Genomic DNA, 26783 nt, shown 5'->3' on the forward strand with positions numbered 1-26783 from the left:
CCTACCCACGACGGGGCAAAACAAAAGTTCAAAGAACGGGAGGCAAACGGCGTTCCAGCGCCGTAACCCGACGAAAATTCGAATCGGAAAAATGCAGGGTTACCACCTGCGAAAGTAAAAAAACCTCACCCTGAAGCGTTTACCCCGACACGCTTTGTTACCTCAAGCTGCGCTGACCGTGCTCGACCAGCGCCACATCGCTGTTTTGCGCAGGGCGGCATTGCGAATCGCTGCCCGGTTGCAGATGCGGCGTGAGAATCGGCGCCATGCCCTTGAGCACCTGTGTGGGCAGGGCCGAGGTGAACTTGAAGTTTTCCGCCGAGCGCCCCGGAACGAACGCGGTCAGGGTGCCGAAATGGTGATCGCCGATGTAGAACACAAACGTCGCGGTGCGGTTGATCGACTTCGAACTGATGATCCGCCCACCGGAGCCAATCGCGGCAATGCGGTTGTCGCCGGTACCGGTTTTGCCACCCATCGCCAGCGGCGTGCCGTCGGGCAATTTGAAACTGCCGGACACACGTTTTGCGGTACCGGCATCGACCACCTGCGACAGCGCTTCGCGCATGGCTCGGGCCACCTCCACCGGCATTACCCGTTTGCCGACGTGCGGGTCGTTGACCAGTTTCGTTTCATAGGGTGTACCGGCGGCGAAATGCAGGCTGTCGATGCGCAGCGTCGGCATGCGCACGCCGTCGTTGAGGATGGTGCCGATCAGCTCGGCGAGGGCGGCGGGGCGATCCCCAGAGCTGCCGATGGCGGTGGCCAGCGACGGCACGAGGTGATCGAACGGGTAGCCGACTTTCTGCCAGCGCTGGTGAATGTCGAGGAAGGCTTCGATCTCGAGCATGGTGCGAATGCGACTGTCGCGCGCGCCTTTGTGCCGGCTCTTGAACAGCCAGCTGTAGACTTCCTGACGCTCGAAATGGCTGGCCTTGACGATCTCGCTGAAAGTCGCCTCCGGGTGATGCAGCAGGTAGCCCATCATCCACAAGTCCAGCGGATGCACCTTGGCGATGAAGCCTTGGTCAGGCAGATCGTAACTGCCGGGGCCGTAGGCATCGTAGAGGCGGATCAGGCGATCATCGGTAAGCTTCTCCTTGAGCTTGGCGCCTTTGAGGTGTGCGCGAACAAAGCTGTTGAAATCTTCCTGGCTGGCGTCGGGCAACAGATAACGGTGCACCGCCGCCATGCGAATCGGCGTCGGCCGGATGCTGTCGAGGAAAGTTTCCAGACGTGCCTGGGTGTCCTTGTTTTTGTACTTTTTCCAGAACTTGAGCAGGAACGAGGTGCCTTCGCGGTCGGCAAAACTGGCCAGGTATTCCTGACGGCGCGGGTCGCGATCATCCTTGAGCAACTCGGCATTGGGCCCTGAGTAGGTTGTGTAACGGACGATGTCACGCATCAGGCGAATGAACGGCAGGTTGATCGACTCGCGCAACGAATCGCGCAAAGTCGGCAGGCGCCCGTTGTCCTCTTTGCGGAAGTTATGGAAGGTGTGCAGACCGCCACCGGTAAAAAACGCTTCGCCGGGGCTCGCCGAATACTTGCGATCCAGCGCAGCGCCGAGCAGCTTGGACAGGTCGTGATCCTTGTTCTGGATCAGGTAATCGACGACCCACTGGCTGAGGCGGTCCTGTTCCGGCACTTCGACCTTCTTCAATTGCGCCACGCTCATCGCGCCGTACTTGTCGTGCAGCTCGGCGATGATCTGCAGGTAGGTGGTCAGCACGCGCATTTTTGCCGTGGAACCCAGTTCGAGTTTGCTGCCTTCGTTGATGTCGAACGGTTGATCGGTGCTGTCGGTCTGTACGCGCACCCGTGAGCCGTCCGGCGTCAGTTCGAACAGGGTGAAGCTGTAGCGCACTTGCGTGGTGCTGGTCGGCGTCAGCAGGCGTTCTCCAAGCAGGCCGATTTCGGCGGCGTAGGCCGGGTCGGCGAGTTTTTTCAGGTAGGCAGTGGCCTGGGTTTGCAGATCGCCCTGCAAGGTGCTGGTGGCCGACAGGTCGAGGCGATCGAGGTCGTACAGCGGCCGGTTGAGCATGCTCGCCAGGCGACTGCGGGCGACGCTGATGCCTTTGTTGGTTTCGATCGGCTGCATCGTTGGCTGAGTCTGCCAGTCGCGGTATGACACGGTGCTCGCCAGCGCGGCGTCAGCCAAGGCACTGTCGATCACGCCGTTCTGTTTGAGCAGACGCAGATGGCTGTCGGTGAGGTTGGCCAATTCGTCGCGACCCTTGGTCAGGTAATGCGAAGGGCGGCGCTGGGCGATCATCAGCGAGAGCATTTCACGCAGGGCCAGCCCCTTGGCGGCCATGGTTTGCGGGTCGGTTGCCGGGCTGTTCAACTGTTCGTTGGCCTTGTTGAAATCACTGCCGTACCAGACGCGCAAACCTTCGGCCATGCCGTGCACTTCGCCATGGCCGGGTACCGCCGAGAGCGGCACGCTGTTGAGGTAATCGCGAACGATGTTCTGCCGCGCGCCAAGCGTCTCCGGGCCGTCCTGATACGCGCGCACGCTGGCAGAAATCATCTGGCGGATCTTCTCCGCGCCGGACACGGTCAGGCCGTCGGGCGAATGGCGATACTTTTCCAGTTGCGTCGCCAGGGTGCTGCCACCGGCCGATTGCCCGGGCAGGTGCAGCAGCTTCGCCACTTGCGACCACGCGGCCATGCCGAAGCGCGGCCAGTCCACCGCCGGGTTGGCCAGCGGCTGTTTCGGGTCGAGAAGAAAACGGTTTTCGATGAACAGCAGACTGCTGACCACCACCGGCGGAATCGCTGCGAAGTCGGCATACAGTTGCTGCGGATAGTTGTACCGATACAGCGGCGCGCCTCGGCAATCGGTGATCGACAGCCCGGCCTGAATCTTTTCCGAATACGGCACGAACAGGCCTTTGTCGGTGTAACCGAGCAGGGCAGGGGAGAAGCGCGTCTGCTCGGTGATCACATAGTTGCGCTTGAGCAGGCGCGGCAGGAATTCGTCGAGTGAGCTGTAACCCAGACGCAGATCGAAAGGACCGTTGCCCGGATAGTGGATCGCTTCGCTGGGGCCGGGCTCGAGCCTGTAGGTCAGCGAGGCGGCGTACTGACTCAGCTCCCGCGCCTGAAAGCGCGAGGTGCGCATTTCCTTGGACGCGGCAAGTCCCACCACCACCGCGATGATCACCAGCAACAACCAGAAAGCCTTCCACCCGTGCCGGCTGCGGCGGGGTTTTTCAGGGACAGGCGCTTCATCCACACGTTCAGTCGGAACCACGGTTTTACTCGAATCGGTTTGCCACAAAGCACCCATAGTCGACTGATCCATTCACGCAGATTGATCGGACTTGTCTGAAGCTTAGACGGTGGTTGAAGCCGGTGAAAAAAATGTGAAGAGCGGAGCCTGCGCTTTATCTGAATAAAACTGGAACAAACACTGTGGCGAGGGGATTCATCCCCGTTGGGCTGCGAAGCGGCCCCAAAACCTGCCAGCACGGTTTCTACAGGCCCACCGCATGTGAGGAAGTGGCGACTGCTGCGCAGCCGAGCGGGGATAAATCCCCTCACCACAAAGAGACTGTTCACATCCCCATGATGTGTCTGTGCGAGCAATGGACTCCCTGTGGCTAGCAGATTTATCAGTCTTGCAGGGATTCCCTGTGGCGAGGGGATTCATCCCCGTTGGGCTGCAAAGCAGCCCCAAAACCTGCCTCCACGGTTACTACAGGCCCACCGCATGTGAGGAATCTGCGACTGCTGCGCAGCCGAGCGGGGATAAATCCCCTCACCACAAAGAGACTGTTCACATCCCCATGATGTGTCTGTGCGAGCAATGGACTCCCTGTGGCTAGCAGATTTATCAGTCTTGCAGGGATTCCCTGTGGCGATGGGATTCATCCCCGTTGGGCCGCAAAGCGGCACCAAAACCTGCCAACACGGTTTCTACAGGCACACCGCGTGTGAGGAAATTGCGCCTGCTGCGCAGCCGAGCGGGGATAAATCCCCTCGCCACAAGGATGCTGTTCACATCCCCATGATGTGTCTGTGCGAGCAATGGACTCCCTGTGGCTAGCAGATTTATCAGTCATGCAGGGATTCCCTGTGGCGAGGGGATTCATCCCCGTTGGGCTGCGAAGCGGCCCCAAAACCTGCCTCCACGGTTACTACAGGCACACCGCGTGTGAGCAAGTTGCGCCTGCTTCGCAGCCGAGCGGGTACTCCCTGTGGCGAGGGGATTCATCCCCGTTGGGCCGCGAAGCGGCCCCAAAACCTGCCAGCACGGTTTCTACAGGCCCACCGCGTGTGAACAAGTTGCGCCTGCTTTGCAGCCGAGCGGGGATAAATCCCCTCGCCACAAGGATGCTGTTCACATCCCCATGATGTGTCTGTGCGAGCAATGGACTCCCTGTGGCTAGCAGATTTATCAGTCTTGCAGGGATTCCCTGTGGCGAGGGGATTCATCCCCGTTGGGCTGCGAAGCAGCCCCAAAACCTGCCACCACGGTTTCTACAGGCACACCGCGTGTGAGGAAATTGCGCCTGCTGCGCAGTCGAGCGGGGATAAATCCCCTCGCCACAAGGATGCTGTTCACATCCCCATGATGTGTCTGTGCGAGCAATGGACTTCCTGTGGCTAGCAGATTTATCAGTCTTGCAGGGATTCCCTGTGGCGAGGGGATTCATCCCCGTTGGGCTGCGAAGCAGCCCCAAAACCTGCCTCCACGGTTACTACAGGCACACCGCGTGTGAGCAAGTTGCGACTGCTTCGCAGCCGAGCGGGTACTCCCTGTGGCGAGGGGATTCATCCCCGTTGGGCTGCAAAGCGGCCCCAAAACCTGCCACCACAGTTTCTACAGGCACACCGCATGTGAGCAAGTTGCGCCTGCTTCGCAGCCGAGCGGGGATAAATCCCCTCGCCACAAGGATGCTGTTCACATCCCCATGATGTGTCTGTGCGAGCAATGGACTCCCTGTGGCTAGCAGATTTATCAGTCTTGCAGGGACTCCCTGTGGCGAGGGGATTCATCCCCGTTGGGCCGCGAAGCAGCCCCAAAACCTGCCAACACGGTTTCTACAGGCACACCGCGTGTAAGGAAGTTGCGCCTGCTGCGCAGTCGAGCGGGGGATAAATCCCCTCGCCACAAAGAGGCTGTTCACATCCCGGGAGTTTGTCTGTGTGAGGAAGAAATCCACCTATTCCATAGCACTATTGCGCTCAGAGCCAGCAGGCATCCCAAAGCGGGTAGTCACCGAGGTTATCGACCAGCCCGGCTCGCAAGGGATTATTGATGATGTAGCGGGCGAAGGGCTCCAGGTCCTCGCCGTCACGGATCGCACGGTCGTGGTAGCCGGTTTGCCACAGCGGTCCGTGACGTCCGGTTTTTCTGTTAACCGCATGCGTACAGCGAGCCTTTACACCGCCAATGACTTCACCAAGTGAGCCGCGTTGCAATTGCATCAGCCAATGAAAGTGGTCAGGCATGACAACCCAGGCGATGGATTGCGCGACTCCTTGCTCATGAGCCCGGCGCAGTTCGGCAACCAGTAATCGGCCGGCCTGCCAATCTGCAAATACGGGCTGGCGTTCGTGGATGACTGAGGTGATGAAGTAGGCACGACCGTTTTCCGAGAAACGACCTTGGCGCAAACGGTGGGAATTGGGGCGGACTGGCATGTGAGCTTCCTTGCATGTGCTCCTGGCTTTTTCAAAGGTTAGTGGTTGGCCGTCCCGGTCGGCGCTGCAACTGTTGAGCGAAATTTCTGAATCCGTCGGGCGATTTATCCGTGATCAAGCGAGGCGAGACATCACACAGTGGATCAAATGCCCTAGGGCTGAAACATGACGCTGCACCATCGCTGTGCAATACTTCGCGGCTTTTTCAGTGGCGACTTTTCCTACGTAATGCAGGTAATGCCTCTCCGCGGAACCCACTATTGCCGAGAGTTGTCGCTGAATGTTGTGACTTTTAGAGTGAAAAATCCTGCCCTGAGCTTTTTATACTGCACGCCCCGCTGATCTTTCAGGCCCGCCCTGCGAGACGCGTCTGCCCACGAAGCCGACGCGGTTTCCTGCCCAGCCAAGGCCTATCGGCCGACGCTTCGAAACCCGGTGGTCATATCCAATAACAAGACGAGGTTGTACCCCTATGCCAGTTGGCAATCCTCAGCCGTACGGCGACACCGCTTCGGGCGGTCCGCTCAAACGTGAACTCGGCGAACGGCATATCCGCCTGATGGCGCTCGGTGCCTGTATCGGCGTCGGTCTGTTTCTCGGTTCGGCCAAAGCCATCGAAATGGCCGGCCCGGCGATCATGCTGTCTTACATTCTTGGCGGTCTGGCGATCCTGGTGATCATGCGCGCGCTCGGCGAAATGGCCGTGCATAACCCGGTGGCCGGCTCGTTCAGCCGCTACGCGCAGGATTACCTCGGGCCGCTGGCCGGCTTTCTCACCGGCTGGAACTACTGGTTCCTGTGGCTGGTGACGTGTGTCGCGGAAATCACTGCGGTGGCGGTCTACATGGGCATCTGGTTCCCGGATGTGCCGCGCTGGATCTGGGCCCTGGCGGCGCTGATCAGCATGGGCTCGATCAACCTGATCGCGGTGAAAGCCTTCGGCGAATTCGAATTCTGGTTCGCCCTGATCAAGATCGTCACCATCATCGCCATGGTCATTGGCGGCGTCGGCATCATCGCCTTCGGTTTCGGCAACGACGGCGTGGCACTGGGCATCTCCAACCTGTGGGCCCACGGCGGTTTCATGCCCAACGGCGTGACCGGTGTGCTGATGTCGCTGCAGATGGTCATGTTCGCCTACCTCGGCGTGGAAATGATCGGCCTGACCGCCGGTGAAGCGAAGAATCCGCAAAAGACCATTCCCGACGCGATCGGCTCGGTGTTCTGGCGGATCCTGCTGTTCTACGTCGGTGCGCTGTTCGTCATCCTGTCGATCTACCCGTGGAATGAAATCGGCACCCAGGGCAGCCCGTTCGTGATGACCTTCGAGCGTCTGGGCATCAAGACCGCGGCTGGCATCATCAACTTCGTGGTGATCACTGCGGCGCTGTCGTCATGCAATGGCGGCATCTTCAGCACCGGCCGCATGCTCTACAGCCTGGCGCAGAACGGCCAGGCCCCGGCCGGTTTCGCCAAGACCTCGAACAACGGCGTGCCGCGCCGCGCGTTGTTGCTGTCGATTGCGGTGTTGCTGTTGGGTGTAGTGCTCAACTATCTGGTGCCGGAAAAAGTCTTCGTCTGGGTCACCTCGATCGCGACCTTCGGTGCGATCTGGACCTGGGTGATGATCCTGCTGGCGCAACTGAAATTTCGCAAAGGCCTGAGCGCCAGCGAGCGGGCCGGCCTCAAGTACAAGATGTGGCTGTACCCGGTCAGTTCGTATTTCGCCCTGGCGTTTCTGGTGTTGGTGGTCGGCCTGATGGCGTACTTCCCCGACACCCGCGTGGCACTGTATGTCGGGCCGGCGTTTCTGGTATTGCTGACAGTGTTGTTTTACGTGTTCAAGTTGCAGCCGACGCAAGTGTCGCAAGGTTCGGTGCGTTCGGTTTCTTGAATCCTGACGCCTGAAAACCACAAAGCCCCGGTCGCAAGATCGGGGCTTTTTTGGTTCACGCGAGCTGATCGCCAGTCTTACGCCGCTACCACTTCCTGCGGCTCAAAACTGTCCGCCCGCGCCATCTGCCACATCCGCGAATAGAACTCGCCATTCACTTCGCCGGTAAGCAGTTCCCCCGGTTTCAGAAACACATGCAGCTGCGAGAACAGTTTGATCTCGGTTGCCGACATGCGCCGCACCAGATGCTTGGCCGACAGTTGCGAAGGATGATCAAGCCCGGCGGCAGCGAGCATTTCCGCCAGCGCTTTGAGCGTGCTGCGATGGAAGTTGTAGACGCGCTGGACCTTGTCCGGCACCACCAGAGCGCGCTGGCGCAGGGCGTCCTGGGTGGCGACGCCGGTCGGGCATTTGTTGGTGTGGCACGACTGTGACTGGATGCAGCCGATCGTGAACATGAAGCCGCGCGCCGAGTTGGCCCAGTCAGCACCAATGGGCAGTACGCTGGCGATGTCGAAGGCGCTGACAATCTTGCCGCTGGCGCCGAGTTTGATCTTGTCGCGCAGGTTGAGGCCGACCAGCGTGTTATGGACGAACAGCAGGCCCTCGCGCATCGGTACACCGATGTGGTCGGTGAACTCGACCGGCGCCGCGCCAGTGCCGCCTTCCTTGCCATCAACGACGATGAAGTCCGGAAGAATGCCGGTTTCCAGCATGGCCTTGGCGATCCCCATGAACTCCCACGGATGGCCGAGGCAGAATTTGAAGCCCACCGGTTTGCCACCGGACAGTTCGCGCAGTTGCTGGATGAACTGCATCATTTCGATCGGCGTGGAAAACGCACTGTGGCGCGACGGCGAAACGCAGTCCTCGCCCATCAGGATGCCACGGGTCTCTGCAATTTCTTTGGTGACCTTGTGCTTGGGCAAGATCCCGCCATGGCCGGGTTTGGCGCCCTGGCTCATAAACTTATGTACTATAGGTTTGTTGATCTAGGGAGTCACAGATGGGCCGCAAGCGTACACAGCTCAACGTTCAAGAAGTCATCAATGAGGAGAACGTTCTTCACTCCTTAGATCTGAAGGAAGAGGATGGTCTGTACCCGTTCTCCACAGTCTGGCGTTGGCGGCCCCAGGCAGGGAAGGGGAGTGGAGAGCTCGTATCTCTCACCATCGACTCCCTGAGTGCTTCACCACATGAACTAGTCATACTCGGGAATCATCATCGTGTTTTTTACTCCGAGCACAAGGACGAATTTCCCTGGGCGGTCAATGCCATGGGGCGTGGTTTGAAAACTGTATGCTTTGAAAGCCGGTGTTCCAAGGCTGAGGCTTCTTACAAGCGAAATGCCGTCGGGTTGTTCTTCGAGTTCTGTCGACGGAAGCAGGTACAGCTCAACGGCCCAGAAGATCTGAACTTCCTTCTCATGTGTGAGTGGAGAGCAGATATGCGTTCGGTGGACATGGACAGCCGGTATAAGGCAGCAATGTTCCGTCGCTGCAGCGTGGTCATTGAGCGAATCATGGGCACCCCCTTGATGCCCAACACTTTTGTCCTCCCGGTTTATACGTCGGATGCTCCTGAAGCATTGGCACCTTACAGCGATGCGGTGATGTATCAGTTAATCAGTGCTGTTACCTCTGACATAGAGGCATTGATGTACAACTCCAAAGAGTTTTCCCAGATCATGGAAGACTCTGACAGTAACTCGGTTTACGCTTTGTATGATGAATACTCTAGCCGGGTAATTGATGTGTACCGCAATGAGCTTTCATTTCGCACCAGCGACGTGAACCTCACATCGTTCACTTCTGCCCAATATCAATTAGATTTGCTGGAGTGGGACTGGGAGCCTGCTAATCAATCGGTGTTTGAAGAATCTTTTCCCTATGTTTGTCCGAATCCAAAGTTGCCCGGCACTTATAATTTGATGACCTTGGCTGAAAGGGAGGTTCCAAGTAGGGAGTCGTTGTTTCCATTTCTTGTTTTTCTCTTGATTTTCTCAGGGAAAAACCTAGAGGTGGTAATGACATGGAAACGGCGTTACATGGTCATGGGTTTCGCCGTATCTCCGCTCGACTGGAAAGATCCATTTGATCCGAATAAGTGCAGGCTGCGTGGATATAAAGGTCGTGGTAAAGGGCGCGGTGTAATTGAAACAGACGATACCTACGTTACTATTTCAGATGAGGGTATCTATCCTATTTTATCTTTCCTGCTGTGGTACACGGAGCCTTTGTCGGCGATGGCCAGTTCGAAGTCGGCTGACTCTCTTTGGTTGTACTTCCGTAACGACAAGGCTTGGGATTACCATCAGGAAGGCATCTTTAACTATGACGCGAAGAAATTCCTCAAACGCCATGAGATTTGGGATCTGAAGACAGATGTCTCTGGCGTTCTCACTAAAGAGCGTGTCAACCTTGACTCCCGTCGGTTCCGAAAGGTGTTTGCTGACAAGGAGCTGTTAAAGGCCATTGGTGAGTCCCGAAACCACCAGGAGCTTCACGCGACCCTGTCGAATGCTTTGAACCATAAGAGTTTTGATACCACATTGGGCAGCTACCTCGCCAAAGGTGCATCCCGAAGGATCACCGATATCGCGATCTTTACCCTTCAGCACAAGTACCTTGAGGAGGCTCGTAAATTCCGAGGAGTCATGCTGAGCGGATCTGAGCAATCGGCATCCACAGATGTGGCGGGTTTCTATGCGTCCTGCGCCGACCCGACCGAGCCAGATTTTGAAGGTGCCATGGTAGCGACTGGCTCAAGCTGCCATGAATACGACATGTGCATGGGATGTAGCCAGAGTCGGGTGTTCGAACAGCACCTGCCGAGGATTGCCACCCGGATCCTCCAGTACGAGTCACTGCGACCCACCATGAGCGGCGAGCGCTGGGAGACTGAGTACGGACGCAAGCATACCCGCGCTCACGACTTGCTAACGAAATGGTCAGACCAAGACGTTGTTGCTGAGGCCTGGGCATCTGCAAATAGCGGCGCTGTATTTCTGCCAGCAATAATCGTTCGAGGATAATTAGATGTCGACCAAAACTAACATCACGACCCGAGCCAATATTTCTAGCGGCGCCAATGCCAGCAGTAATCCTTCGGCCCACAGCGACGAGCATTTCGACTCAGCCTCGGTAGATTACTGGGAGCTGCTCAATGATGAGTTGGAACGGTTGAAAAACACGGCTGTAAGCCAAGCCAGTTTCTTCTGGCAGAATACTTGGGATTTTCGTAAGGAAGGCTTGGGGTATTTAATCAACTTTGAGTCGATAGTCGGTTCGTCAGTTCGTACTCATTTCCCCCTCATCATGGTGTTGAAACTGATCGCGTTCTGCCTGTTGGGTCGCCACGCCATCACAGAGCGCAGTCCACGTACCGTGTACAACATTTTCACGTCGGCGAAAGAGGTTGTGACTTGGCTTGGTGAGCAGGGTTGCTTGGTAGCTCAGCATGATGGCGGATATTTCAAACTGCCAAGAGAGCTGGCGCAGGATCAGTTTCAGGATGTCCTCAATGGAATCAGTTCTTCAGAATTCCATGACAACACCAAGTGGGACAAGGTGCGGTTGCTTTCCGAGTGGTGGAAGCTATCAAAAGGGGACGGTTTGCTGCCCTCATTCTTGAGGCTGGCTAGCGATCCATTCGATGGCAAGCGTCTGGCCGATTTCAAGGACTTTGAGCCTGATCAAGAGCTTGCTATGCCGGAAGACGTTTCTGGATGGCAAGCCATTCCCTTGGAATATGCTTTCCCGATAGCAACAGCCGCTTTGGACTATGTGGAAAAGTAATCTGCGCCACTAATACAGTTTCACCAGGTCATTTACGAAGGGATCATTCAACACAAATCTGGCAACGGCGTGACGAAGGGGCGTCTTGCGAAAACTTGCGCTGCACGCGGCAGTAGCTTTGAAGAGTTGAGCCATGGTTTGCCATTCAAATTTGAGTTTAGCCGATATGCTGCCCCGTCCTATCCCGATAAGTTCACCTACCGGCTCGACCGGAAAGATGCTGAGCGAAGTTTGTCTCACATAAAAAGGGCGGCGATCACCATCATTCTTTTCACCACTGGAATGAGAAGTTGGGAGATTCGAGATCTCAGGGTTGGGTGCTGTGTGCCCGATCTGACTATGGGCATTGAGGACTTCTACCGGCTGACAGTGACTGTCCGCAAAACGAGCAGGGAGTACGAGCAGGGGCAGGTCATTTCGATTCCGGTACCCAAAGCGACCTACCAGGCTGTTAGGGTTTTGGAAGCGCTCGGCACGCTCAAGCGTAGTGAGGATTACCTCCTTACGCCGCTCCAGTCGAATGAAAAATCTGATCATGTGAGTGGTCAACTCACCACTCAGAGCCTGGTCAATTACGTCAAAGCGTTTGCGCGTGATATCGGTGTCGACTATGAGCCGCACCCGCACCAGTTTCGCAAAACCATCGCCGGCTGGTTTGTCATGAACAGCCCTGTTCTGGGGCCCTTGCTGGTCATGCGGCTGTTTTCCCATCGCTCGATGAACATGACGGAAATGTACCTGCGAAACAATCCATTGATCGTTGAGGCGCGCCAAGAGGTCTTGGTCGAGCAGTCTCTGAAGATCGTGAATTCAATTGGGAGGTCGGCTCAAGATGGGAAGCTGGCGGGCGGGGCGGGCGAGCGCCTGAAGGCGGGGATTCAGCAAGACTCCATTTTCGAGGGGATCACAGGTGATGAGCTCGGCGCGACGATGGAAGAGTACCTGCGAGAACGTGCAATGCACGGCTCCATGCATTTTCTGCTCACACCATTGTCGATCTGCGCGTTCGACCCTAATGACGAGACCGAGAAGCCATGCGTCAATTTGATCCCAGCCATCCAGCTTGATGAGATAACGGCCAGTCCGCACCACGCTGGAGGCTTGCCGTTCGTAAGCAAATGCGTCGGGGCGAAATGTGACCATTGCCTTATCACGCAATCCGACTCTCATGCCTTGGAGCAATCGATGGGCTTCTATAAGTCGCTTATCGCCGGAGCCATCGACGAGGACTACGCCCAGAATCTGCATATCATGGCATCCGCGCGCGAGTTCGTTGAACTCTACACTCCCATCCTGGAGTTGGTGAAATGATGAATAACAGAGATCGTCTGGCAGAGGCTCGTGCTGCTTTCGAGCAGATGAAAATCGAGTTTCAGTCAACTGGCGCGAAAGTGACGATCTCTTCGATAGCTCAGCGAGCCAACATCGATAGAAAGTACCTGTACGGTAAAATCAACACTCCGGACAAAGAGACCATTAAACAGTGGGTGCAACTCGGCGAGGAAATCACCTCCTTCCGCAAGCTTCAGAAAAATCCTGGTCAGGAGACCGGCGAGGTTACGGTCGCAACCAAGCTACACAATGCGCTCATTGAAAATTACAGCTTGCTTGAGGATGTTAGGGATCTTAAGAACATCAAAGAGCGCCTACAGATGCTGTTGTCTGCTAGTCAGAAGAAGGTTGATGAACTGGAAAATCGCACGCGCAGGCTTGAGGCTAAGTATATACCGCCTCAAGGGGCGGCTCCTGTGATCGTCAACCTTCAGAGCAAGCCTCTGATAATCAGTCCCGATGCCGAGCGGCACGGGAACGATCAGCTCTCGCTGAAAAAAGCTTGGGTTCAAGCGCTCAACCATCTGCGGGAGGCTCTGACCAGTCCGGTGGACAAGACACTATTCATTACCATTGGTGCTCCTGCGAGCGGGAAATCTACCTGGTGCAGACGCTTCAGCGGCAGCCGTGGATTCACGATTTTGTTTGATGCGTGCAACCTCACGCAAAGTGATCGCTATGAGCTTCTGGATCTTGCTCGGCAGTATGAGAAGACCAAGGTGGTCGCGGTAGTTTTCTGTGCTGAGTTGAAAAAACTTGAATCCCGAAACAAGACACGGGAAGAGGTCAAACGGGTGCCAGTCACCAAGCTGCGTGCCATGCATAGGTCTGTCGAGCATCCATCACTTGTTGAAAGTGATGAATCATTCGACGAAATCATCATGCTACGCGGATGAGAGGTGCCAATGTACGTTGAATCTGTCACGCACACGGATGGGACGCCCATCCCACACATCAATGGTGTGCTGCACTATCCGTTGGCCCACTACCTCGTTCACCTGCGAAAGACGTCAATGGGACGAGGAGGGCGTCGAGAGCCCACAACGATAGTCAACAATTTCAAGCATCTGAAAATGTGGTTCGATTGCTGCGCGGACATGGGAGTGCGATTCGATGAGGCAACGTACGAAGTGCACATGGCTGCTTTCAAGAGGGCTTTGAAGGACAGTGGCGTGCTGCCTCAATCGATCAATGCCTACTACCGCTCGTGGCGAGTTTTCTATGACTGGTGTGAAGAAGCCACGATCGTCTGCATGATTGAGTTTCCGCCAAAAATCCAAGGGCCCTCAAACTACCATTCCAGTAAATCTATCGTTGCTCCATCCAGGCACACGGGCAGGGCTGACAAATCAGACCCAGGGTTGGAGCCAGAGGTGCATATCTTGGACTACAAGGATGTCGTTCTTAGCAATGATGAATACGCACGGCTGTCAGCTGCGTTGACTGAAATTGACCCAGTCTACGATCTCATCGCCTTCATGATGGTGACTACCGGGCTGCGTATCGGTGGGGTGGTTCAGGTGCCTTTAGGTAGCGATACAAGAAACCCCGGATGGCTCCGCTATCCCGAATTGAAAGCGACGGGCGTAACGTTCCAGAAGCTCACCTATGTGCCGAAAGGCAAAAAGCATTTGTTGAGGTGTTCAGTCCTCACCGAGTCCCTCAAGCGCCTACATACCGAATACATTGCTGGGCATCGCAAGGAGCGTCTCAAACTCTTCGCTCAACGGTTCCCTGGTAAGACTCCCCCTTTGTGGCTGACTGCCGTGGGTAAACCAGTCGAGTTTCACGACATATGGAACGCATTCAGGGATGCCTCCAGCGTAGTGGGGCGACGGATCACTCCCCATCACCTTCGCCATACCTATGCGACTTATGTGGTCTATCACTACTTCAAAGCCCACGGCTTGAAGCCCAATCTGGCGTACGGTCACGACATTCATGAAGCCCTGAGAATCCAGCTTGGCCATATGGACATCGAAGTCACCAAGCGATACATCCGCACCGTTATTCGAACCGAGGCTGATGCGTGGTTACCTGTTCTGACCCCTCACGTTAATCAGGTCGTACAGGAGAACACGCCTGCTCATGTACTCGCTTCGGTGGTCAAGTTCTTCGAGTCTAAACCGGCTCATTAGCCTCAATAATCGTGAGCGGTCGTCGTCGTTCATCACATTCGTCCCTGGGCCGACAGTCGACACCATTCCCCGATGCTATTCAGGTGTAAGCTGAAGCCACAGTACTTAACCATACGATTAAGGTTCTATGACTCGTTACCTCGACACAATTCCTGAGCCATGGTCTGTCGACGATATTCGATCTGCAATCATGCATAAGTTTACTGATGCTCGGCTTTCAATCGAGGAGACTGAAGGAGGACAGCTGTGGCAAGCAGTGAAGGAGCTGGATGATACGGTCTGGATCTTTCAGAGTAGTGCGGAAGATCTGTTCCAAATTATTAGTTTGTTTGCGCAGAAAATACAAGAGCCTGGCTTCTGGGATTTGACGAATAGGACGAATGCAGAGCATTTCACTAGAGAGGTGAAGAGAAAGCTCTTTTATACCACGACCTCTGTTATGGCTTTGGTTGAGGTCTCAAGAGTCTTTGAAAAGAAATATCCCGTAGCGGGCTTTACTGATAAGTTGGTTTCTTGTTTTTCAACACCCGGCTTACATAGATTCCTTCAAGATCTACGCAATTACAACTCTCACTGGCGGATTGCTGAGGCCAACTGGAGGATTGACTACGATTTTGAGAAAGGGAGTCGCGTCACTCGATTCGTAGTAACGCGCGATAATCTCCTTGCATGGGGTAGATGGACATCTGAGGCTAGGGCATTTATCGAAAGTTCAGGGAACTATATCGATGTTAGTGCTGCTTTAGCTGAGTACGCCAAGCAGGTGAAGGCTTTCTACGAGTGGCATAAAGGTGTAGTGCTAGTAAATTATGCTGAGACTTTGAAGCGCTATTTTGACTACAAGCGAACTCATGATGGTCTGAGTTTAAGGATGAGTTGGAATGCGATATTGGGTCACGTACCACAAGGTCTTAACCCATTTCAATACTTGGCGCGTTACTTGACGACAGGGCAGATTGAAAAAATAATGTCATTTGAACTTGGAAGCGAAGCCCAGATTCAAGCCTTGATTTCCACTTTGGACATGGACAGGTTTTGCGATGCTCAACTGATGGATAAAGTTAGGAAGTTGTTTCAGTCACCTGTGACGCTATAGAGTCAAGAATTATGCCCCTCAAAAAAAGCTATTAGTGGAGAGCGAGTGAGTGCGCGGGCTCGGCGCAGCGGACGAGTAGTCGGGTTACTTTTCAAACTATGCTCACCACAAGCTGGCCCTGACGCCAGGCAATCTCTCGCATCTCTCACCTAGATTATCAGCAGTTCACGAAAAGCAAAAAAAGCGTGGGAGCTATGGCTCCCGCCTGCTGAGAAGCGGATTCAATCGTGTAATTTTGTCGGCCACACACCCCTGACGCAGCAGTTTCAATTGCTTGAGCATTATTATCTTTGAAGACACCATTACTCGGGTCTGCCACGCCCTAGCCTGGTTATTAAATGGCAACGATGGGGCCAACCGGGGTGCGGAGTTACTAACGTCCCAGGCGTGCGCGCCGGGAGGCTGAGGCGATGGGATGTCGCACTCCGCCGGATGCCCCTTCCTCTTCGTCCCTGATGCTATCGTCACGGCGTCGGGATGAAGAACGCTTTTACAACAGGCGTCACAGCCCGTGGTTAAATTACTCTTTGACAAGCAGGCAGCAGAGGCGAGGGGCTGATGGGCAAGGATCACGAGGTAGAGGTGGGCAAGGTAGGCACGGACGCCATTAACAGCGACCCAAAGGTGGCGGCTCCGCCTGCGGATGCGAATGAGCAGGCCCAAGCTATCGTAGAGCACTGGCGCGGTGCTTGGAGCGATCTTAGTCGCACGGATGCCGTTGTCGCCCAAGGCCCGAGCTTTGTCCTGTGGCATTATGAAAAAAACGGTTTCGACAGCCCCGGTACTTTTTTCCCTGCCGAAGCGATTGACCAGAAAATCCCGCACGCCGGGATGCGCGGAGCGTTGCGGGAGTGTCTGGCTGAGACCGACCATGAAAGCGACCTGGTGGCCGTCATCGTTTTAAAAGGGGACGTTGGAGCTGCGATGTCGGTAATTCCAAAGACAGCTATCTGCAAGCCGCAGGCTTGGTTTGAAATGACCAAAATCCGGAAGTCGTCCGTTTCGGACAAAGTCTGGATTCCACTGCGTGCTGATTGGACGATGACGTCGGAGGGGGATTACGGCTATGAAGGCTATGTTGAAGAGTACTTCGGCGTTGGCTCGGTTATGTTCGACCTACTGCATCGTGATGAAGTATCCAAACTGAGTTGGGGCGACCTTGGTGGGAACACCTTTGCCGGCGGCGAAGAATCGCATCGTGTATGGCCGAAAGAGCACGCTCACGACATGTCACAGAGTCCAACTGCCATTGAGCAGCGGAAATCGCTCGCAAGCTTCCGTGTGCCATTCACAGACCTGAACGTGTCCCTAAGCACTCGCTCAGCTAAGTCAGCAGCTCCTCAACCAGTGGCCCCGGCGGAGCCTGCATTCGTAAAAACGTACTGCTGGGCGGGTGACTGGGCCAGTCATCACTCTGATGCCATAGGCACTGGATTGGTTATTGAGCAGAACTTCGATGGTGCGGCGCCGAATGAGTGGCATCTGCATCAGGATTTTGTCATCTCACTGGGCCTGCAGCGCGAAGGCGACGTTTGGTTGAGGCCAGTCGAGGGCTTCCTGGAGGTCGTGAGGCTTAAGCGTGACGAGCACGGTAAGCCTGTGCTTTTAGAGGCGCGCACTGAGCACCTCCGTGATTACTTGAAGGCCCGTGGCATGTACCTACAGCTCGCCAGCTTCCGAAGTCGCATTCAGACTGTATCGGATGCATCCCATATCGACTGGGCTTCGGCATTCGTGCAGGAGGAAAAGGATGGAAGGGAGTGGGAGGGGGTCAATTCTGAAATTCATGAAGGCGGCAAACCATATGGCTCCTCAACGGGAGTCTTCCATGTCTCGCGCACAGACGTCGACGCTGATGACGACGTGCCCAAGCTCGGTTTACCCGACGACGACTCTGTCGTGTCCAAATCCTGGTCGATCCAGCACGAGGGGAGAAAGCTCCATTCCCTGAGTGGTTCGCTTTGGGTGACCGAGGTTGTTGAGCCAGGGCGTATAAGCGAACGAGTTAAGGGTGAAGCGCCGCTGACCAAAGTGGACTTCGCTATAAATGGCTCCGGCGAGCGCGTTAGCGGTGACGAGCTTGCCTCCACTGGGGGCTGGCTGTGGTTCCGCCCGACCGTTACAGCTTTGCTCGGCAGCTACCGGGGCTCTAGCTTGCGGTGGTATACCCGGGACACCGGCGCCATTGGAATCTCAAGCGGGGATAGCGTCCATTTCGGTCTGAACTCTCTTGGGTTGATCAACGTATATGCCAAGGACATTGGCCAGCTTCCACCTTGGCAGCAGCGCGTATGGGCGGGTGCAAACGTAGTTCCTGACGGTGGGGTTTCGCAGGAGCTATTGGCATCGCAGGCCAAGGCTCTCCCTGCAGCGACGAAAGCGGCTGAGGCGCGGCTGCGTCCGGCCTACGACGAGATCAATGCCACGTTTGAGAAAGTCAGTGGAAAGCCGCTGTTCTCCCCACACCACGCGACTGATGACATTTTTAAGCGTGTTCACCGGTTCCGCTCCTTGGAGAAAACTGGAGTACTTGAGCTTGCCAAAGATCTAGCGAGGCTGACGGTTGAGTCTCTTGATGGGGATGCGTTGACCGCGATGGGGGCGCAATCTGGAAAGACGAATTCAGGGTCTATAAAGCATTTGGAAGCTGGCTTGATGAAGCGCGGAGCGACCTCGGATGAAGCGAGGGCGCTGACCAAGGTGTTGGTTGGAATCAAGGAACTGAGGCAGGCTGATGCGCATTTACCGTCTTCGGGGTTTGCCGAAGCGTTTGAGCTGGTCGGTGTTGATCAACAAGCTGATCCCGTGACGCAAGGGCGTCAAATGCTTGAGTCGCTGGTTGAGTCATTGGCTGGAATGATGCAGGTACTCGCTAATCTACCCCGTAGAGAAAAGTGATAGCACGGTCGACCGCGAAATGGAGGCGAACTACTGCCCCGTATTTCGGCTTCCTCAAGTGGAGGATGTGATTGGTTGTGAGAGCTCACTATGTAACAGGAACCGCCAGAGCAACCCGAAGCTTTAGCATGAGACACATGGCTCTGGGCCAACCGACTAGTCACTTCAGTTCTGCTGGCAGTATGCTACCTTGGACTTCTCTCTCGCATGGCAAGGACGATAGCAATGGTCACAGGCAAGTCGATCAACAGCGTCAACAGAATCATCGCGCACTCGCATGGCGCCCGTGAGATGCTGTTTGTAGTTGAACGCGACAAAGTCCATCAAGACGTTCAGGCGCGGCTGGCGATTGCTCACCTCAAAAAAGACGGTGATTCGATACTTCCTGCGGGGATCGGAAAAATCAGTGAGTTCAATGCTCGCGGCAAGGAGATCAAGCGGCGAGATCTCCCGCTTATCAAAAAATCAGTACCCCAATACCGAAGCTGGAAAGATTGGCATGGTCAAGAGCACAGCGGTGTGCAAATTCGAACCATGGATGTGTATCCCATCGACTTTGTTCGCCCGCCCATGGAGCACCTTTCTCTAAGCGTTATCGATGATAAGGAGTACATTGTGACGCGCCGGGTGAAAGCCGATGAGCCGCCTACGGCGCTTATTCACTTGGCGAACCTCATGCTTGAATTCTTCCAGGAATTTGACATCTTCGACGTTGAGCGTCAGCGCATCGCGAAGGTGCAGGCACGTCAGTTGCAGTGGGATTTGCTTCCCCCTGGTAAATACCCTTGGAAGAGCGCTGAGGCCATCGTAAAACCCTATCTGGCCGGTCTGCGGGCGTCTGAGCAGGGGGTGATCGAACACCGGATCAGGGAGATCACTCGGTTCGAGCCTGATTTCTTCGCGACGGGCCGAGGAGGCTACCAAGGTTACTTCGTCTTCGGCTTTTCCAAGCGCGGGATTTACCTCCTTGAGAGCTCACATTTGGACAACGCCACCTATAAGTTTGGTGAGGATTGGGAAGTCCTGTCGACCCTGACCAAGGACGAGATCATTAACGGTGATCACGACCATCAACGTTTTATCCACGATAAAGCCTGGGGGCGTAAGATCCGCCAGATGCTTTCCTACGCTTAGCGGCAAACGACCTTTTGTCACGTCCTACAAAGACCCGCCCCTAGCCGTAGTAATGGCCTCGGGGCCACTGGCTGCTGTATGTCCTATCGCGTCGGTAATTCTCACGCGATCTCGCCCGCAATGTTCGCGGTTGGACTAATTGAGCGTCTGGTTGAGATTGAAGCGTATCTCCTCCCGCACCGCTGACCTCACCTGGAAAGGATTCTACTTTGAAGCTTCAGTTCGTTCGCATCTGTGGTTTTCAGTCGTTTGGTGCCGAACCAGTCCCTATTGATTTGTCCGATCTCACATTTCTGATCGGGCCGAACGGCTCCGGCAAGACCGCGACTCTCCAAGCGCTTTGTCGCCTCTTTTCGTTTGACCCCAATCAACGGCGATTGCGTAAGTCGGATTTCTTCGTACCACACGATGAAATGGAAGCTCCAGATCAGCGAGCGCTTTGGATTGAGGTTGAGTTCATCTTCCCCGAGCTTAGTGACGACGAGAACGAACACCCGACGATTCCTAGTCATTTTGGGCATATGCGCCTTGATACCCCTGATGGTGTGCCCCGCGTGAGGTATCGTCTGGATGCAACGATTGGCATTGACGATGAAATCGAGCAAAGCCTGGTGTACGTCTTAGATGTTGATGAAGATGACGTTCCGGTCGACACCGCCCCGGTGCCCAGAGACGAGCGAAACTTCATTCAGGTTCACTACCTTCCAGCTCGCCGGGATCCGGCTGACCACATCGCCTATGGTGCAAACGCCTTGCTCGGGCGTTTGCTTCGAGCGGTGAACTGGACTGAGCAGCGCGAGACGATCCAGCAGCTCACTACGGATATTTCCCAGAGCCTGACTCAAAATGAATCGGTGCTCAGCCTCAGTGCCGGCTTGACCAAGACTTGGAAAGAGCTCCACAAGGGACAGTTTTCACGCAGCCTAGCGTCACATTCATGGCCAACGAAATTGAGTCGCTGCTGCGTCATCTTTCGGTGTCGTTCTCCCCTGGTCATGGCGAGCAGTTGGTCGATTTTTCAAGACTCAGCGATGGCCAAAAGTCGATGCTCTACCTCTCGCTGGTTTTGTCGTCCCAGGCTGTCGGGCGAGCGGTGCTGCACGGCAATGACGACTCCTTTGACGCTGAGAAACTTCGCCCTGCGGTGTTCACCATCGTTGCCCTGGAAGAGCCAAAGAACAGCTTGTCGCCTCATTATCTGGGGCGAATTGTGTCATCCCTCAAAGGGTTGGTCGGCGACTCCAAATACGCCGATTCCCAAGCTCTGATTGCGACACATGCGCCTTCGATGCTTCGCCGCGTAGAACCTTCAGCCATTAGATATCTGAGGTTGGACGAGTCGCGCTGCACCGTGGTGACGAAGATACTAATGCCATCCAATGAGAAGGGCGAGGCATACAAGTTTGTGAGGGAGCCAGTGCAGGCCTATCCAGAGGTCTATTTTTCTCGCCTGGTGATCTTGGGGGAGGGCGACAGTGAGGAAATAGTCCTGCCCCGGCTGCTCGCAGCAAAGAAGCTCGAAGTCGATGAGGCAGCTATTACCATTGCCCCGCTAGGTGGTCGTCATATCAACCACTTCTGGAGGCTGCTCAGTGGCCTCAAGATCCCTTACGTCACGCTCTTGGATTTGGATGTGGCGCGCTTCGGTGGGGGATGGGGACGCATCAAATACGTCGCGACAGAGATGAAAAAGCATCGCCCAGGCGATCTGTACCTGACTGACGATGAGCTCAAAAATCTACCTGCATGGAATGATCAGACCCATAAACTTCTGCAGATTGAGAAGGATCCGAAATACAAATCCTGCATAGCGAATTTGGAGCCGCTGGGCGTATTTTTTTCAGCGCCAATGGATCTGGATTTTTCCATGCTTAGGGCTTATCCCGCTGCGTACGGGGTAGCCCCTGAAGATCTAGTTGTTCCGAAACTGGGCCAAACCAAGTCCGTGCTGGGCGATAGTCATCACGATCGTTTCCAATACTCATTGATCGAGCGAAAGCACTTTGTCGCCTACCACAAGCGCTTCAAGCTCGATAGCAAGCCCAAGTCGCATATCGAAGCGCTTTCCAAACTTACTGACGATCAGTTGATAGCCAAGATGCCCGCATCTCTAAATCGTCTGGCAGACTTCGTCATCGCCAAGATCGAAGGGCTTTCGGAATGATCTCCCCGGAAGATTGGAAACCCTCCGAAGGCATTATTTTGGAGCCAAATGCGGAGGCAGCCGTCAGGGAGGTCAAACGGTGCGTGGCGCTGACTGCTGGCCCGGGCGCCGGTAAGTCTGAACTGCTTGCCCAGCGCGCTGACTTCCTGCTGACCACGGGGGCATGCCGTTATCCGAGGAGGATATTGGCCATTGCCTTCAAGGTGGATGCGAGCAATAACCTCAAAGAGCGGGTGTGGCGGCGATGCGGGCCCGACTACGCCAGCCGGTTCGACAGTTACACGTTCCATGGCTTCGCGAAGCGAATTATCGAACGATTTCGGCCTGTTCTCACCGGCGACGATGCGCTAGACGCGGGTTTTCGAGTGGTGCCCAAAGGGAAGGCACACCCTGTCCAGACCGAGTTCGGACTTCTGATCCCGTTGGCTCTGAAGATCCTCGACGTCTATCCTATGGCAGTGAATGCCATCAGGCAAACCTACAGTGATGTGTTTCTCGATGAATTTCAGGACTGCACAGACGAGCAGTACGCGCTGGTCAGCAAGATTTTTGGTGGTACGGCGCGCCGGATCACTGCGGTAGGGGATGTGAAACAGAAAATTATGGGCTGGGCCGGCGCGCTCGACGGCGTATTCGGAAAGTTTGAAGCGGATTTTGCAGCCAACCATCTAAACATCTACCGCAATTTTCGCTCGCAACCTCAGCTTCTCAGGCTGCAGAACGACCTCATCAAAGTGCTCGATCCCGGTTCTGAAATGCCCGCAGAGCTCTTGGGCGGTGAGGGCGGCGAGATCCTGCTGCAGTCTTTCAAGGACTGCACCGACTAGGCCTTCAGTCTTGCCGATCAGATCAACACCTGGATCAACGTCGAGGGTGTGGCGCCCTCCGAAATTGCGGTCTTGGTCAGGAGTTATCCTGAGGCCTACACCGTCCGGTTGACCTCTGCGCTTGATGGGCTTGGTATCGCCTGTCGCAACGAAAATCAGATGCAGGACATCACCACCGAGCCCATTGCCTTGGTCGTCGTGGACTTCCTGCTGTGCCTTTATGGTTCGCGGGAGCCGAAAGCCTGGACGCGGTTGTTGAGGCGGATCATTCCAGCCGATGACGACGACCATGGGGGCTCCGTGCGAAACGATTGGAACAGGTTCATCAAGGAAGCACGCAAGACTGCTGCCGAGGATCTTGCCGTAAAAAACTATGCCCAGAGGTGGACGCTACTAAAAGAGTTTCTGTCCATGGTGGGTGTGGGCCTGCTGACAGGGCTCTCTCATGACTACGAGTCCCGGGATCGTCTGAGGGGCATTATTACCGATGTCAAAAAGCACATCGATGAGGCTCTCGGCCAGGAGCCCGACTTGCTCAAGGCCCTTGCTCAACTGTCTGATGACCAGTCGATTCGGATTCTGACTGTCCACAAGAGCAAGGGACTAGAGTTCGATTCGGTCATTTTGCTTGGCGTTGAAGAAGAAGCCTATTGGGGCAAGGACACACATGAAGTTCGCTGCACGTTCTTCGTGGGAATCTCGCGTGCCAAGAGGCGCCTGGTTGTAACCACTGCTCAAACCAGAAAAAAACTTGCGGACATCAGCAATTGGCGTACCGGGCGTAGGCCACATGAGGAGTTTCTTGGCTACGTCGAAAAATGGCAAGTGGCTGCAGGGTGAGCCAATCGACCTGCGCATTAGTGAAGTTTGAACGTCCCATCCGACTGCATGCTCAAAGGAAGCTCGCTTTTGCCGTGAATTGGCAAATTGGCTACCAAGCTCAACAGATGACATCAGCTCTGACAATGCATTGGAGCCGGCATCAGGGGGCGAGCTAGTCCTTGAGCCAGTACTTATCCACGGTCGATCGGCTGACCCCCAGCTGGCGTACTACCACCATCTTCGCATGCCCCTCAGCCTGAAGCTTCCGGACAGCCTCCATGGTTTCATCCGCGCGCTTGCCGCGTACGCCCCTGACTGCCGAGTTTTGAAGGGCGCGACCAAGACGACCCAACTCAATGAGGCTTTCCGCCTGTGTATCCCAAGAAGCCTTGTATGCGTCCAGATCCAAACCCCGCAGACGAGCTTCAACTGCCAGCAGCACCTGACTGCTGGGAACCCCAATCAGTTCACAAAGGGAATACAGCTTGATTGCCGTTATGGCTTGTTGTCCCTGTTCAACTTTTGCCAAGTGAGGCCTGCTTAATACTTCGGCGCAGGCTTCGCGAGTCAGGCCTGCCTCGACCCGAAGTTCACGCAAAACCTGGCCTAATGTCGGCTGAAATCCCATCTCTTGGATGTACTCACAAAAGAAGAGAATGAAGCCACGCTTTGACGCCCAGCATCGTCAGCGTATACCATTCATTAAAATGGCGTTCCTAATGTACAATTGACGGTGAATTGACTCATGCGACTTCTAGTGATGTCGGATCTGCACGTCGAGTTCGAGCCCGTTGAGCTGCCTGATTCGTCGCTGTATGACGTCGCGATCCTCGCAGGGGACATCAACATCAAAGGTCGAAGCTCGAATTGGGCAGGCGAGCATTTTTCGAAGCCGACGATTCTGGTCGCCGGCAACCACGAGTTTTATAAATCGAGCTGGGACAAGACCCTCGCTCGGTTGAATTCGCCCAGTGCTCCGCACGTGCATTTCCTGGAGCAGCGCACACTGACTTTGAAAGGTGTTCGTTTTATAGGTTGTACCGGATGGGCGGATTTCGAAGGGACGGGCAATGCACCTTTGGCGATGCTGGAAGCCCGTGCGCTCATGAACGACTACAAAGTCATTCGGGTTGAGCCGCAGTACAGGACACTGGTGCCTCAGCAAACCCGACGAGTTGCCCAGCAGTCCCGTGAATGGCTGTGCAGAGAACTGGAGAGCTCGTTTGAAGGCAAGACCGTTGTGGTCACGCATTTTCCACCCCTGATGCACTTCGTCCCTGACTACGGCAAGCATCCACACTTGCGAGCCGCTTATGGCAACAATTGGCAAGAGTTCTTGGGTATGGGAATCGATCTGTGGGTTTTTGGGCATACGCACGTGCCAGTGGACGAAACAATTAATGGCATCAGGTTTTTGTCTAACCCCCGAGGTTATCCAGGTGAAGAAGTAGCTTTCGACAACCATTGCGTGGTCACGCTTTGAGTAGCTGGCACTCGCCGAGCAGAGGATTTTAAGTGTATTTTCCAGCCAAGCTGATGCAGGCCACGAAGGTCTCCTTTGACGGCCCGATCAGTGGTTATCTGCTTGATGCTCGCCCAGCAGGCGCCGGCTTCAAGGGGGCGATGTTCTTCGACATCCACCAGAGATCCGGCAATGGGGACACGTTCATTACAGATGACGTGGCGATGATGCAAGAGGAGCAAGGCTACTCAGTCGTAGTCACCGTCAGGGGGGAGCGGTATGTGATCGTGAGCTTCCTGTTGTTCATGGTCGAGGAAGTGGATGGGGGCGAGCAGATCGTAGTGCTTTCGATGACGCGCACCGCCTCCAGCGCTTCCTCATAAGGCTCCCAGTTCAGAGACGCTAACTTGCGATGAATGGAAAGGAAAATCCATGTCGGACTTTGATGTGCAGCAGATGATCGGCCCGAGTGCAGTGATGTCTGGCAGTAATTTCGGGCTCGAAGAAGCCATTCGAGTTACCCAGAAAAAATTCCCGGATCGTAGTTTTTGCGTTGTCAGCGAGTGGGTCTGGCTTGATCTGGATGCGCCTGACCTCGTCGTTGAGGAACTGGCCTTAGAGGGTAAAAAGCCAACCATGCTGCTGGTCTTCGATGTGCTTTTCGACAGTTCTACGAATTCCCAGTCTCATTGGTTTCGCTCGACGCCCATGATGGATTTCACTGAGGGCATGTTTTTCCAGACGCAGAACAAGCTGTATGTCCTGCTGGGGCATGGCCGGCGCAAGTCGATGTCCCTCTCGGCTGTCGTCAGACTTTTTTGAGCGATACAGGTAACAGTATGCCCAAGCCCAGCAGCATCGTAGCGGAAGAAGGTGGAGCGGTGTGATCAGCGGAGTCGTGTTCGATGCATTCGGCACCACCGTGCGCATCTGTCAACGGACGAACCCTTACCGTGAGTTGATTCGCGAAGGCCGACGCCAAGGTGTAGAGCTGAAACCCGACAGCGCTCACATGGCGATGACGATGAACCTCTCGCTTGACGAGCTGGCATCGGAATTGGGCGTCTCACTTACGGCTTCGAAACGAGATGAGCTGCACCGTAGGCTTGAGGCAGAGGTATCGTCGATCGAGCCTTATCCGGACGCCGTCGAGGCGATCTCATTCTTGAAAAAACACAAGATCAAGGCCGGGATTTGCTCGAACCTTGCCAGCGCCTATGGCCCTAAAGTCCGAGAAATCTTCCCGCAGATGGATGGGTACGCGTTCAGCTTTGAAGCGGGGGTTATGAAGCCCGACCCCAGTATTTACCGACTGATCTGCGACCAGATGAATGTTGAGCCCGGGCACTATTTCAGTGACAACCTAGGAAAAGTACTGATGATCGGTGACTCACAAAGCTGCGACCAAGACGGCCCGCGCGCGGTGGGTATCGCGGGCTGCTATCTGGATCGGACAGGTCGCGGGAAAATCCATGATCTGATGCAGTTCGCTGAGATGGTGATTGCCCACAATGGCCAGTAGCTCATTTGATCCTCTACGCGATTAGCCAGCACCTCTCCCGCT

General features: G+C 55.3%; 16 protein-coding genes and 3 pseudogenes. 15 read left to right on the forward strand and 4 right to left on the reverse strand.

Translation table 11 applies throughout. The annotated features are described in order from the left end of the window. Positions 1–157: 157 nt before the first annotated feature. Both ACMYUN_RS20380 and ACMYUN_RS20385 read right to left on the reverse strand, forming a co-directional pair. Complete coding sequence (locus ACMYUN_RS20380; protein ID WP_415761589.1) at positions 158–3295, reverse strand: transglycosylase domain-containing protein; 3138 nt, start codon at positions 3293–3295, stop codon at positions 158–160. Between the two features lie 1901 nt (positions 3296–5196). After that, a complete protein-coding gene (locus tag ACMYUN_RS20385) occupies positions 5197–5655 on the reverse strand; it encodes an REP-associated tyrosine transposase (RefSeq protein WP_129997588.1) in 459 nt (152 codons plus the stop codon). A 472-nt stretch (positions 5656–6127) separates the two neighbouring features. On the opposite strand from ACMYUN_RS20385, the gene ACMYUN_RS20390 reads away from it, so the two are divergent. Then, positions 6128–7549: an amino acid permease gene (locus ACMYUN_RS20390; protein ID WP_129997587.1), complete on the forward strand. Its 1422-nt coding sequence runs from the start codon at positions 6128–6130 to the stop codon at positions 7547–7549. Positions 7550–7626: 77 nt separating this feature from the next. Here the strand turns inward: ACMYUN_RS20390 and ACMYUN_RS20395 are convergent. Continuing rightward, a pseudogene (locus ACMYUN_RS20395) lies at positions 7627–8514 on the reverse strand (glutamate synthase-related protein); the annotation flags it as partial. Positions 8515–8555: 41 nt separating this feature from the next. On the opposite strand from ACMYUN_RS20395, the gene ACMYUN_RS20400 reads away from it, so the two are divergent. From ACMYUN_RS20400 to ACMYUN_RS20445, 10 genes and pseudogenes are all read left to right on the forward strand, one after another. Then, positions 8556–10583 (forward strand): hypothetical protein, encoded by a 2028-nt coding sequence (locus tag ACMYUN_RS20400; RefSeq protein WP_415761590.1) that lies wholly within the window; start codon positions 8556–8558, stop codon positions 10581–10583. 4 nt (positions 10584–10587) lie between these two features. Further along, positions 10588–11346, forward strand: coding sequence for a hypothetical protein (locus ACMYUN_RS20405; protein ID WP_415761591.1), 759 nt, complete (start codon positions 10588–10590; stop codon positions 11344–11346). A 69-nt stretch (positions 11347–11415) separates the two neighbouring features. Further along, a complete protein-coding gene (locus tag ACMYUN_RS20410) occupies positions 11416–12657 on the forward strand; it encodes a site-specific integrase (protein WP_415761592.1) in 1242 nt (413 codons plus the stop codon). Next, complete coding sequence (locus ACMYUN_RS20415; protein ID WP_415761593.1) at positions 12654–13574, forward strand: AAA family ATPase; 921 nt, start codon at positions 12654–12656, stop codon at positions 13572–13574. Before ACMYUN_RS20410 ends, ACMYUN_RS20415 begins: the two co-directional genes overlap by 4 nt. A gap of 240 nt (positions 13575–13814) precedes the next feature. Then, positions 13815–14816: a tyrosine-type recombinase/integrase gene (locus tag ACMYUN_RS20420; protein WP_415761594.1), complete on the forward strand. Its 1002-nt coding sequence runs from the start codon at positions 13815–13817 to the stop codon at positions 14814–14816. Between the two features lie 127 nt (positions 14817–14943). Continuing rightward, positions 14944–15912: a hypothetical protein gene (locus ACMYUN_RS20425; protein WP_415761595.1), complete on the forward strand. Its 969-nt coding sequence runs from the start codon at positions 14944–14946 to the stop codon at positions 15910–15912. Positions 15913–16470: 558 nt separating this feature from the next. Further along, a complete protein-coding gene (locus ACMYUN_RS20430) occupies positions 16471–18810 on the forward strand; it encodes a hypothetical protein (RefSeq protein ID WP_415761596.1) in 2340 nt (779 codons plus the stop codon). A 225-nt stretch (positions 18811–19035) separates the two neighbouring features. Beyond that, entirely contained in the window at positions 19036–19944 is a 909-nt protein-coding gene (locus ACMYUN_RS20435) for a hypothetical protein (RefSeq protein ID WP_415761597.1), read from the forward strand. Between the two features lie 209 nt (positions 19945–20153). Beyond that, positions 20154–22108: pseudogene (locus ACMYUN_RS20440) on the forward strand (ATP-dependent nuclease). Further along, positions 22105–23775, forward strand: a pseudogene (locus ACMYUN_RS20445) (UvrD-helicase domain-containing protein). The pseudogenes ACMYUN_RS20440 and ACMYUN_RS20445 overlap by 4 nt, the downstream one beginning before the upstream one ends. 154 nt (positions 23776–23929) lie before the next feature. Here the strand turns inward: ACMYUN_RS20445 and ACMYUN_RS20450 are convergent. After that, the gene (locus tag ACMYUN_RS20450; protein ID WP_415761598.1) at positions 23930–24385 is read right to left on the reverse strand and encodes a helix-turn-helix domain-containing protein; all 456 of its coding nucleotides are present in this window, start codon (positions 24383–24385) and stop codon (positions 23930–23932) included. Between the two features lie 117 nt (positions 24386–24502). On the opposite strand from ACMYUN_RS20450, the gene ACMYUN_RS20455 reads away from it, so the two are divergent. The 4 genes from ACMYUN_RS20455 to ACMYUN_RS20470 all read left to right on the forward strand — a co-directional run bounded on the left by ACMYUN_RS20455 (position 24503) and on the right by ACMYUN_RS20470 (position 26741). Further along, entirely contained in the window at positions 24503–25240 is a 738-nt protein-coding gene (locus ACMYUN_RS20455; RefSeq protein ID WP_415761599.1) for a metallophosphoesterase, read from the forward strand. A 32-nt stretch (positions 25241–25272) separates the two neighbouring features. Beyond that, positions 25273–25602 (forward strand): hypothetical protein, encoded by a 330-nt coding sequence (locus tag ACMYUN_RS20460; protein WP_415761600.1) that lies wholly within the window; start codon positions 25273–25275, stop codon positions 25600–25602. 49 nt (positions 25603–25651) lie between these two features. Next, entirely contained in the window at positions 25652–26041 is a 390-nt protein-coding gene (locus ACMYUN_RS20465; RefSeq protein WP_415761601.1) for a DUF6957 family protein, read from the forward strand. A 61-nt stretch (positions 26042–26102) separates the two neighbouring features. Beyond that, positions 26103–26741, forward strand: coding sequence for an HAD family hydrolase (locus tag ACMYUN_RS20470; RefSeq protein WP_415761602.1), 639 nt, complete (start codon positions 26103–26105; stop codon positions 26739–26741). Positions 26742–26783 lie beyond the last annotated feature (42 nt).

Origin of the sequence: Pseudomonas sp. CP4, from assembly GCF_047758505.1 — a bacterium.
Lineage (GTDB): Bacteria > Pseudomonadota > Gammaproteobacteria > Pseudomonadales > Pseudomonadaceae > Aquipseudomonas > Aquipseudomonas fluorescens_AO.

Coding starts and splice junctions, on each gene's coding strand:
- ACMYUN_RS20405 (WP_415761591.1), top strand. CDS start 10,588: ATGTCGACCAAAACTAACATCACGACCCGAGCCAATATTTCTAGCGGC.
- ACMYUN_RS20400 (WP_415761590.1), top strand. CDS start 8,556: ATGGGCCGCAAGCGTACACAGCTCAACGTTCAAGAAGTCATCAATGAG.
- ACMYUN_RS20450 (WP_415761598.1), bottom strand. CDS start 24,385: ATGGGATTTCAGCCGACATTAGGCCAGGTTTTGCGTGAACTTCGGGTC.
- ACMYUN_RS20465 (WP_415761601.1), top strand. CDS start 25,652: ATGTCGGACTTTGATGTGCAGCAGATGATCGGCCCGAGTGCAGTGATG.
- ACMYUN_RS20380 (WP_415761589.1), bottom strand. CDS start 3,295: ATGGGTGCTTTGTGGCAAACCGATTCGAGTAAAACCGTGGTTCCGACT.
- ACMYUN_RS20430 (WP_415761596.1), top strand. CDS start 16,471: ATGGGCAAGGATCACGAGGTAGAGGTGGGCAAGGTAGGCACGGACGCC.
- ACMYUN_RS20390 (WP_129997587.1), top strand. CDS start 6,128: ATGCCAGTTGGCAATCCTCAGCCGTACGGCGACACCGCTTCGGGCGGT.
- ACMYUN_RS20420 (WP_415761594.1), top strand. CDS start 13,815: ATGGCTGCTTTCAAGAGGGCTTTGAAGGACAGTGGCGTGCTGCCTCAA.
- ACMYUN_RS20455 (WP_415761599.1), top strand. CDS start 24,503: ATGCGACTTCTAGTGATGTCGGATCTGCACGTCGAGTTCGAGCCCGTT.
- ACMYUN_RS20415 (WP_415761593.1), top strand. CDS start 12,654: ATGATGAATAACAGAGATCGTCTGGCAGAGGCTCGTGCTGCTTTCGAG.
- ACMYUN_RS20435 (WP_415761597.1), top strand. CDS start 19,036: ATGGTCACAGGCAAGTCGATCAACAGCGTCAACAGAATCATCGCGCAC.
- ACMYUN_RS20425 (WP_415761595.1), top strand. CDS start 14,944: ATGACTCGTTACCTCGACACAATTCCTGAGCCATGGTCTGTCGACGAT.
- ACMYUN_RS20385 (WP_129997588.1), bottom strand. CDS start 5,655: ATGCCAGTCCGCCCCAATTCCCACCGTTTGCGCCAAGGTCGTTTCTCG.